The 10,882-nt window shown below is 60.2% G+C and carries 5 protein-coding genes; all 5 read right to left on the bottom strand.

Annotated features, from left to right (window positions below):
- Positions 1 to 14: 14 nt before the first annotated feature.
- The 5 genes from H6650_01175 to prfA all read right to left on the bottom strand — a co-directional run bounded on the left by H6650_01175 (position 15) and on the right by prfA (position 10,690).
- Entirely contained in the window at positions 15 to 1,061 is a 1,047-nt protein-coding gene (locus tag H6650_01175) for a TauD/TfdA family dioxygenase (GenBank protein ID MCB8950602.1), read from the bottom strand.
- 81 nt (positions 1,062 to 1,142) lie between these two features.
- Positions 1,143 to 4,679: an AMP-binding protein gene (locus tag H6650_01170; protein MCB8950601.1), complete on the bottom strand. Its 3,537-nt coding sequence runs from the start codon at positions 4,677 to 4,679 to the stop codon at positions 1,143 to 1,145.
- A gap of 386 nt (positions 4,680 to 5,065) precedes the next feature.
- Entirely contained in the window at positions 5,066 to 8,632 is a 3,567-nt protein-coding gene (locus tag H6650_01165; GenBank protein MCB8950600.1) for a PBP1A family penicillin-binding protein, read from the bottom strand.
- A 170-nt stretch (positions 8,633 to 8,802) separates the two neighbouring features.
- Positions 8,803 to 9,279 carry a MaoC family dehydratase N-terminal domain-containing protein gene (locus tag H6650_01160; protein ID MCB8950599.1) on the bottom strand — a complete coding sequence of 159 codons (477 nt, stop codon included), beginning with the start codon at positions 9,277 to 9,279 and terminating at the stop codon, positions 8,803 to 8,805.
- 343 nt (positions 9,280 to 9,622) lie between these two features.
- A complete protein-coding gene (prfA, locus tag H6650_01155) occupies positions 9,623 to 10,690 on the bottom strand; it encodes a peptide chain release factor 1 (protein ID MCB8950598.1) in 1,068 nt (355 codons plus the stop codon).
- Positions 10,691 to 10,882: the final 192 nt, after the last annotated feature.

Raw genomic sequence — 10,882 nt, 5'->3', positions numbered from 1 at the left:
GCAGCTATCAGCGACTATGAGGCATCAGCCCATTTGTATGGTTCAGCCATCCCCACCACGATTTTGCGTGGTCCCACAAACGGACTGCGCCCATGGGCGGTGAGTACGTTGTCTAGCAGCAAAATATCGCCTTTTTGCCAGGGGAATGAAACTGTTTCTTCATCGTATAAATGGCGCAGCATATCCAGCACATCCGGTTCAATAGGCGAACCGTCTCCATAATACGTGTTATTGGGCAGTTCTTCCTCGCGGAAAACCCGAAACAGCATCTGCTGCACGTCAGGGCGCAACGTGGAAACATGAAAGAATGTGGCGTGATTAAACCAGACCATGTCGCCCGTCCGCGGGTGGCGAATGATGGCGCGGCGTACCTGCCGGGTGCGCAGCCGGTCTCCCTCGTGCCATTCAAAAGTGATGTCGTTGGCCCGGCAATACGTTTCCACCACGGCTTTGTCCGTGGTCTGGAAAGTTTCTTGCCAGGAGAGGCCAAAGCCGCTGCCAAAGTTGCGGACGTACATATAACCTTTGTCCGCGAACTTCCGCCGGATGTCTTGGGGAATCCGCTGATACATGTTACGGCTACTGGCAATGGGTGTTTCCCCCCCTTTCTGAGCGGCGGTGACGCAGTAGAAAAGGATTCGTAAGGGGAAGGTCAGGTTATAGGACTGCTCGTTGTGCAGAAAAATGGATTCGCTAGGGGGATGGTCGGTGGATGTGTAAATGTTGCCGCTGACCTGGCTGCGGGGTGAGGAGCGTTCTTGATAGCGCAGCGCTCCATCAGAAATGGCGTCAATGAACTGCTCAAAGGCAGTGACCTCTGGCACGTCGAAACCACGAAAAAGGATGCCCCCATGCCGCCCCAGTTCTGTTTCGATCCAGGCGCGGTTTGTCTCCGCCCAGGCGTTCAGGTTAATGCCTTCCATGGTGGGTTGAACAAGCAAGGGCAGTGGCTGCTCGGCGTGCAGGCGTCCCGTGGTGACCAGATCGAGTGTGGACACGTCCAAAACCTGTCGCTGGATGGCAGGTAGTTTGCGAATAGAATTTTGCGGTTTCTTCAGCATGAGCCAGATTGTCTCCTTCAAGAATAATGGTGAGCGGCAAGTGGTAGAAAATTCGTGAAGATTCGGGTGCTGGGTGACAAATCAATCCTGACCGTCTGGGCGCCGCCGCGCCAGTTGGCTGAAGCGCGCGCGTTGGGCGTCTTTGAGCAAGCCGGCTGTCTCCCGCTGGCGGCGACGCTGGTATTGGCGCAATTGGCGGCGAATTTCGTCAAGGGTGATGTGGGGATTGCCGGCAGCGGACGTGCAAATAAGCAGATACATATCGGCAAGCTGCTGAATCGTGTTCCGCTGGAAGAGATCAACCTTATATCGCCAGGTCGCTTTTAAGTGATTCTCCTCGTGCGTTAACAATAAGGAAATGTCAAACGGGGCCGTGCCGCCATCTACCTCGATTACATTTAGCTGCAAATCTGGTAGGGCTAATGCCGGCATTGGCGCGTTTTCCAGCACGAACATCACCTGAAACAACGGGTTGTAACCTGCGTTCCGTTCCGGTTTCAGAATTTCCACCAGCTTATCAAAAGGCATATCCTGATGTTTGTACGCGCCTAGAGCTGTTTCGCGAACGCGCTGCACCAATTCCGCAAATGTGGGATTACCGGACAGGTCTGTACGCAGCACCAACTGGTTAACAAACAGCCCAATCACATCTGCCGTCTTATGCCAGTGACGGTTGGCAACATCCGTGCCCACCACAACGTCGTCCACCTCAGCAAAATGATGCAACAGAAGTTGCAGAGCAGCCAGCAGCACCATGTACAGCGTCGCGCCGGTCTGTCGCTCCAGGGACCGGATCTGACGCAGCGTTTCCTGAGGGATGAGGGTAGTATGTATCCGGCCGCGAAATGTCGGCGTGGACGGGCGCGGTTTGTCCGTGGGCAGCGCCAGCAGCGGCGGCACGCCCGCCAACTGCTCGCGCCAGTAAGCAACCAATGCCGCCAACACGTCATCTTGCAGCCAGCGCCGCTGCCAGTAAGCGTAATCAGCGTATTGCAGCGGCAGCGGGGGTAAAGTCGGGGAGGCGTCGCGGCAATAAGCCGTGTACAAGGCCACCAGTTCGCGCAGGAAGATACCCATTGACCAACCATCCGCGGCAATATGGTGCATGGTGAGCAACAGCACGTGATCGTCAGCAGCGCGGCGCAGCAGTTGCGCCCGCAGCAGACAGTCGCGGGTGATATCAAAAGGCTTTTGTGCTTCGGCCTGGGCTAACTCGTAGACAGGATCAACCGCCATCGTCGCCGGGACTTCACGCACGGGCAGCGTAAAGGGTTCTGGCGGTCCAATCACCTGGGCAGGTTCCCCCTGAATTGTGGGAAAGGTCGTACGCAGCGATTCGTGTCGCGTCACGATGGCCTCCAGGCTACGCCGCAGGGACTCCACCTGGATGCGCCCCCGCAGAGCGACGGCCACGGGGATGTTGTAGGCAGGGTTGCCCGGCTCCAGCCGATCCATGAACCACAACCGCTGCTGCGAGAAGGACAGGGGCATGGTCTGGACACGCGGCGCGGGCGACAGTGGGGGCGGCGTGAGCAGAGCGGCGGCTACGTCACCTGCCCGGTGTTGCTGTATCTCTTGCGCCAGATCGGTCAGCGTAGCTCCTTCCAGGAAACGGGTAAGAGAGAGCGTTACGCCCAGGTCGGTTTCCAGAACATTTTTGAACGCCACGGAGGTCAAGGAATCAATGCCCAAGGCATTCAATGGGGCATCGGGCGTTAAGGCGGCCGTGGGCAAATGTAGCAGGTTGCTGGCTTGTTCCCGCAAATAGGTGGTCAGCAGTGCGCTCTGGTCGGCGGGTGTGGCTGCTGACAGGAGGACGGCGCGGATGTTGCTGTGGCCGGTAGGCGCTCCGGACGCGCCGTCCTGGATGGCGGTCGTTTCCAGGACATCCAGGTAGAGGTGTTTGAGCTTATGGTCCAGAAATTTTTGCCGGCACAAATGGCGCTGAACCTTGCCACTGGAAGTCTTAGGAATCGTGCGTGGTTCTAACAGCACCACGGCGTGCAATTGTAGCTCATGCTTTACCGCCACTGCCTGGCGGATGATCCGCGCCAGCGCCGCCAGGTCCATACTTTCCTGGTGATTGACTTCCTGCACCACGACTACCTGTTCGTCCCCATCGTGGTCAACGGCAAACGCCGCGCTGCAGCCGGGTCGCAAAGCAGGGTGGCTGTCCTCTACTGAGGATTCAATATCCTGCGGGTAATGATTACGCCCGCGCACAATAATCAAGTCCTTTAACCGCCCGGTGACAAACAGTTCCCCCGCATATAGAAACCCCAGGTCGCCAGTGCGTAGAAACGGTCCCTCGCCTGTATCCGCCAAAAAAGCGCGGAACGTCTCAGTTGTTTTCTCCGGCTGATGCCAATACCCTTGCGCCACGCTGGGGCCAGACACCCAAATCTCACCCACTTCCTCAGGCAGGCAACGCTGCCTGGTGTGTGGATTGGCAATGACAATTTGCTGATCGGTCAGGGTTTGTCCGTTGCCCACTAGCAGGTAAGCGTGGTCAGCATCCTTGCTGGAAATGGGGATCGCCCGGCGCTGCCGCAATGCCGGCAGATCAATAGAATGCGTGACGGGAGGGGAGGCGGCATCGCCGCCAGAGACAATAAGTGTGGCTTCCGCCAATCCGTAACAGGGGTAAAAAGCGCGTGAGCGGAACCCCGCCGCCGCGAATTTTTCGGCAAAGCGATGGTGCGTTTCCGCGCGCACCGGCTCCGCGCCATTGAAGGCCACCCGCCAGCAGCTTAAGTCCAGGCTGTCCACCTGTTCGGGCGTTACTTTGCGGGCGCAGAGATCATAGGCGAAATTGGGACCGCCGCTGGTGGTGGCCTGATAACGAGAAATGGCCTGCACCCAGCGAAAAGGTCGCCGCAGAAAATCGAGAGGCGACATAAGGACAACGGGAAAGCCGCCATAAAAAGGTTCGAGAATGCCCCCGATCAAGCCCATGTCATGGTAGGGCGGCAGCCAGATAACGCCCACGCTCTCCTCATTCTGATCAAAACAACGATAAATGTGGGCGAGATTGTGCAGCAGATTGGCATGATTGAGCATCACGCCTTTGGGGGCAGCGGTGGAGCCAGAAGTGTATTGGAGGAAAGCCAGGGTGTCGCCGCTGATAGACGGCTCTTGCCAGTCGGCGGCAGCGAGATCCGCGGGCAGATTGTCGGTCGTGAGCCAGGGAATGCGCTGCCATTCCGGATTCTGGCCGATCCATAGGTCGGCAAGCATTTTAACCGGCGATGTCGTTAGAATGACTTCAATCTGGGCGTCAGCGATGATGGCTTGCAAACGGGGCAAGAGACGCGGGGATTGGGGAGGATATGCCGGCACGGCGACAACACCGGCGTAAACACATCCAAACCAGGCCGTTATGTACTCCAACTGGGGCGGATAAAGCAAGAGCGCACACTTGCCGGCCAACCCTAAACGTTGCAGCCACGCGGCTACAACGCGCGCCTGCTCGTCCAGTTGGGCATATGTCATGTGTCTTTCCTTACTCTCGCCATCCTCCAAAAAGGTATAGAGCCGCTGCTGGGGATGCCGTTCCACCCGCCAACGAGCCAGGTCAAGCAGAGTTGGCGCCGCCAAAGGAGACAACAATGGAGCCATATAGCCCTACCTCGCCCGATCTTTCAGTAGAAGATAAGGCGTGTCATTCAGTTGTATTGATCTTCCCAATTTGGGCGCGCCGATGCTCCAGTAAGGTGTGGAATCGCCAATCTGGCAGTTGGACGCCCGAGGTTCACTAATGGCTTGCAAATGTCTGGCTTATGACCAGACATTGGCTGTCTCTACCGCGATAAAACGATTGAGACGAGGCTATATGATAGACAAAGCGTCGTTATGTGTCAAACTGGCGTCGAAAAATGCAGCCATTCTCAATATTTAGACTAAATTAGCGTAGGGGGGGATGGCGTGGATTCCCCTGGTCCAGGCGAGTGGCCGCTTCTCCGCACCGTCTCATCCTTTGATGGCGCAAGTTGGTTGTGCGTTGTCTAGGGAGAGGGGGGAGTCTCCGTGGCTGTGGGTGGGGGCGTGTCCGTGGGGGCGGCAGTGGCGACGGGTGTGTCACTGGGCAAGGGTGCAGGCGTTTCCGTCGCGGCGGGGGGTGGCGTGGGGGTGTCCGTGCCGGCAATGGTGGCCTTCACCGTAGGCGTTACCGTAGGCGTCACCCCAGGCGTCACCGTAGGCGTGGACGAGGGCGTGACGGTGGACGTAGACGTGCTCGTGGGCGTGGGGGTTTCCGTTGGCGTCGGCGTATTGGTGGGCGTGGGCGTAGGGGTGGCGGTCGGTTCGAGAAGCTGCAAGCGGATGCGCGTCTCCAGGATAACGGGATCGTTGTCTGGCGTGTAGGGGTTGTCGGGGCCGGTGAGCAGCAGGCGGATGGTGATCGGGCCGCCGGGCAAGTCACCGGCATCCCAGCGTCCGAGCAGGCCGTTTTCCACCGGCGCGGGCTGCCAATCCTGGATCAGTCCCCAGCCGCCGGGATCGTGGCTGAGGCCAAATTCGAGGCGGTAGCCGGCCATATTGGGGCCGCGGGCGGTTCCCACAATGTCGAATACGCCGGTAACGTTGCTATCGGGCGCGGGTTGGGCGATGGAGAGGACGGGGCGGGGCGTGTCCGGGGCGCACTGCGCGGTGGGGGGGAAACGCAACGGGAGGGTGAGGCCGCGATTGGCGGCCCAGCGATGGCCTGTTTCCGTGTTTTCCACCCACGCCTGGGCCAGACGTTGTTCGCGGTCGCGCACGTTGTCCGCGCCGCTGACGAGCAAGGAGGCGAACGGAGCCTCGAACATGGATTCGGAACAATGTTCGTTGGCGATCTGGTTGGTCCAGAGGTCAATGGGCAGGATGCGGAGGAAGTCGTTGCCGGCATCAAGGGGGGGCTGGTCCTGGGCGAACAGTTCGCGCACGCGGTTGGGGCAGGCGGGACCGGGGAGGGTGCCAGAGTCGGCGCAGATTTCGGTTTCGAAAATGCCGGCACTCAACGCAAACCCCACGCGCTCCTTCCCCGCCAAATACGGCTGCATAAAATCGTGCCAGATAGGAGACGCCATGCGGTAGCCCGACTGCCCCTCACCCACCGGCTCATTGTTCGTGTTGCCCACCCACACCGCCGCCACCACCTCCGGCGTGTAGCCAATCGTCCAGCCATCACGCACATCCGCGCTGGTAGAGCCGGACGTGCCCGTTTTCGCGGCCACATCCTGTCCGGGGATCACCAGCAGATTGTTCAGGCCAAAAGAGGGCTGGCGCGCGCCATTGTCCGCGAGGATGTTGGTGAGCAGCGCCGTCTGTTCCGGGCGGGCCACCAGACTCTCCCGCGCATCGGCGGGCGCGTGCGCGAACAACACATCCCCGCTGCGATTCTCAATACGGCTGATGGTGTAGGGAGGCAGCCGATGGCCGCCATTTGCCAGCAGACTGAAACCGGCGGCCATCTCCAGCGGGCTGACCGCGCCGCCGCCAACGGCCAACGAAAGCCCCACATTGCGCGGCTGCCCGACTTCATCGCAGCCATCGTCGCGCAAGGATAGCCCAAACACCTGCGCGCGCTCCAGAAAAGGGCACACGCCCACGAATTCCAGCGCCTTGATCGCCGGAATGTTAAAAGAATTGCCCAACGCCTGGCGCAGTCGTACCGGTCCATGGAACTGGTTGTCGTAGTTCTTGGGCACGTAAGGCGGGTTGGCCCCATCGGGGAACTGCGTCTGCACATCCCAGATGAGGGTGGCGGGGGTCCAACCCTGTTCAAAGGCGGTGAGATAAACCAGCGGCTTGATGCTGGAGCCAGGCTGGCGCGGTTGCAGCGCCATGTTGACCTGCCCGCTGATAGCTTCGTCGTTGTAGTCGAGGCTGCCGACGAGGGCGATAATTGCGCCGGTGGTGGGGTCCAGCGCCACGAAGGCGGCGTTGTTGGCCCCGGCGGCGTTGACGTCGGCGCGGTGGCCGGCGAGGGTGGCTTCCGCCAGGTCTTGCGTTTGCGGATCGAGGGTGGTGAAGATGCGCAGCCCGCCGCGGTAAATGGCCTGGGAGCCAATCGTCTGCTCCAGTTCTTGCAGCACGGTGAAGGTGAAATGGGGGTGGGCGATGGTCACTTCCGGCGGCTGCATGTTGTAGACGACAATGTTGGATTCGTTGAGGGCTTCCTGAGCCGCCGCGGGCGTAATATAGCCATCCTTGACCATGAGGCCGAGGACTTCCGCCTGGCGACCCAGCGCCTTATCGGGCGCGGCGTAGGGGTCCCAGAGGGCGGGAGCCTGGGGCAGACCGGCGAGGAGGGAGGCTTCGGACAGGGTGAGGTCGGCGGCGGATTTGTGGAAGTAGGTCTGGGCGGCGGCTTCGATGCCGTAGGCGCGGTTGCCGTAGTTGATTTCGTTCAGGTAGAGTTCGAGGATGTCGTCTTTGCTGTAGGTGCGGTTTAGTTCGGCGGCGAGGACGATTTCCTTGACTTTGCGCGTGAAGGTGCGCTGGGTGCGTTCTTCTTCATCCAGGAGAAGGGCACGGGCCAACTGCTGCGTGATGGTGCTGGCCCCGGAGACGAATTCCCCTTCCTGGGTGGCCTGCCAGACGGCGCGGGCGATGCCGACGAGGTCGAAACCGGGGTTGGTGTAGAAGCGGCTGTCTTCGGTGGCGATGGTGGCGTTGATCAGGTCGGGGGCGATTTGGGCGATGGGGACGTAGGTGCGATTGCCGGCATTTGGGTCGGCCAACGAGTAGAGCAAATTCCCCGCCCGATCATAAATCCGCGCCGTCTCGAACGTGCTGGCCGCGCCGCGCAGTTCCGTTGGCGAAGGGAGCTGGCGCGCAATCGAAATGTAGCCAATGGCCAGCCCCATGACGCCCAGGCTGGCGCCAATGAGCAGGAGAAGCAGGCCAATCAGAAATACGCGCGGCAAGGTACGGCCCCAGTTCCGGCGTGGTTTGGGTTTGGGAATATCTGGCGGTTGCGGGCGCGCGGGCACGACCACGCGCGTGGTGGAGGACGGCGGCGGGGCTTGCCGCTGGGGCAGGCGTTGGCGCGCCGGCGTGGTGGGGTGGGTCTGGGGGGCGGGCGCGGGCGGCTGCGTGGGGAGGCTGGTGGGTTGGTCGGCGGCGGGGGGCGGCGGTTGTCCGGGGCGATGCCGGGGCGCATCCTGGTGGCGCACGATGAGGGTGGGGGCGGCGTCGGAAGGAGGAGATGCCGGCAAATCCAACTGTGTATGCTCAGGAAACGCCACGCGCGGCTGCACGCGGGTGGCGTTTTCGTCTATTTCGGGGGGATGAGGGGCGGGAGGCAGGTCGGCGGCAATGAGCGGAGGCGGCGCGGCGGCTGGCGGGCGCGCCGTCGGAGGCGGGGCAACTGTGCCCGTTTCCTCCTCGTCACGGGTCAGGGCGGGCGGAACCGCGCGCGCCGGCGTAACAGGCGACGTGCCGGCGCTTGCAGGGAGTTCAGTCTCCTCGCCACCGTCCGTCTCCTGGGCGGCCAGATTCATCAAGTCCAGCAGCGAGACTTCGCGCCGGCGTTTGGGCGCCGGCGTCTCTTCTGGGGTGGACTCTGGAGAACGGGTTTCGTCGTTCATGATTAACAATAAACAGCTAGACTCTGGCGTTTTTGGAGTGGAGGCTTCAGCCGGCCCACATATGGGGTCTGACCCGGCTAAAGCCTCGACGCCAATCACCCTATGTGGATTTCGCCAGACTCGAGTAAACAGTCAACGGGCAACGAGCGAACGTTTTCCGTTTTTTGTTCTCAGTTGACTGTTTCCCCGCTTTTGACGAGCATGACCCAACTGCCGCGCTGCACGACCTCGTCTTTGTGATTCACGATTTCCACTTTGAGGGTGATCGCGCCGCCGCCGAGCCGTCGCATCGCTTTGGTTTCCGTAATTTCCAGGCGGGCGTGGATGGTGTCGCCAATGAAGACGGGCAGGCTGAATTTCCAGCCGCTAATTTCGCGGAAGGCGATGACGGTTCCTTCGATGAAGCCACTTTGCACGGCCAGGCCGGTGGCGATGGACATGACGAGCAGGCCATGGGCCACGCGCTGCCCGAATCCGCCCTGGGCGGCGAAGTGGGCATCGGTGTGAATCTGGTTGTAGTCACCGGACATGCCGGCAAAATTCACAATATCCGTCTCCGTGACCGTACGACTGCTGGTGATAAAAACCTGCCCGACCTCGAATGACTCAAAAAAAAGTCCGCGGGGCTGATAAGTAGCTGCGCTCATCAAGTACTCCTTCGAAAATGTAGGGCGATTTTCCAAATCGCCCGCCCGATTTGGAAAATCGGGCTACAACGGCACACCATTTTCATTCATGGTGGTCGGCGACAGCCGGTGAAGTCTCCTACGAAAATAGTGAAAAGTGGATAGTGAAAAGTGGATAGAAACCCCGTTCGCCAACGACCATCAGATAGATCTGCCAGATAAATCTGCGTCATCTGCGCCATCTGTGATTATTTTCGTATCTCGTGGTGCGCCCCGCTCATGGGGAACGCCTCTGTAAATGATCTTCCCGGAAGCTTCGTCACGGATGATGCTCCTGGGCAAAAGCTTCCGGGAAGATGGTTGTTTACGTCAGCGCGGCCAGTTTTTCCGCTTCGTCGGCCACGGTGAGGGCGTCAATGAACTGGTCAATGTCCCCATCCATCACGCCCACCAGATTATAACTCGAATACCCAATACGGTGGTCCGTCACCCGGTTTTGCGGGTAATTGTAGGTGCGGATTTTCTCGCTGCGGTCGCCCGTACCTACCTGGGCGCGGCGGTCGGCGGCCACGGTGGCGTGCTGCGCCTCTTCCGCCGCCTCTTGCAGTCGCGCCTGGATGATGGCGATAGCCAGCCGCTTGTTTTGCGTCAGACTACGCTCCGTCTGCACTTTAACCATGATGCCCGTGGGGATATGCACCACGCGGGCGGCGGTGGCGTTCTTCTGCATGTGCTGGCCGCCTGGCCCCGACGAAAAGGTAGACGTGATCTCCAGTTCGCGCTCGTCAATGGTGATGTCCACGTCGTCAATTTCCGGCATCACGGCGACGGTAGCCGTGCTGGTGTGAATGCGCCCCTGCGATTCCGTGACGGGCACGCGCTGCACGCGATGCACGCCGCTTTCAAACTTGAGGCGGGAATAGGCCCCCTCCCCTTTGACGGAGAGGATGACTTCCTTGTAGCCGCCCACGCCGGTGCTGTTTTCGTCGATAATTTCCGGCTTCCAGTTGCGGCCTTCGGCATAACGGGCGTACATACGCAGCAAGTCGGCGGCGAAAATGCCGGCTTCGTCTCCACCGGCTCCGGCGCGAATTTCAATGAAGACGTTGCGTTTGTCGCGCGGGTCTTTGGGAACCAGCAGCGAACGCATCCGCACCTCCAGTTCTTCCTGTCGCCGCGCCAGTTGCGTCAATTCTTCTTGCAGAAAAGCCTGCATGGCCTCATCTTCTTCGATTTCCAGCAGATCTCTGGCGTCGCCAATGTCCTGGCGCACGGCGGCGTGTTCGCGGTAGGCCAGCACCAGCGGTTCCATTTCGGCGCGTTCCTGCGCCAGATCGGTGAGGCGGTTGTAGTCGGCGATAACCGCCGGGTTGGTCATGGTCAGTTCGATCTCTTCAAAGCGAGAGACAACTTTAGCAATTTGGTCAAGCATGTTGAATTCTTTTTGTATGCGTCAAATGAGGATGGCAATGGCGGATCTCATCTGCCCGCGCCGGATTTGCGCGACTGCCACTCTGAACAAGCCCACCAACCAATACAAAAGGCCGCGATACAACGGAGCGCCAAAGGCGCGGGTCAGATGCAGCGTGTGTCAGCCGCCCACTTGATTCCCGCATTGGCCTTA

It is taken from the genome of Ardenticatenales bacterium (genome assembly GCA_020634515.1).
Taxonomy (GTDB): domain Bacteria; phylum Chloroflexota; class Anaerolineae; order Promineifilales; family Promineifilaceae; genus JAGVTM01.
This window is presented reverse-complemented; position numbering and strand designations above follow the sequence as displayed.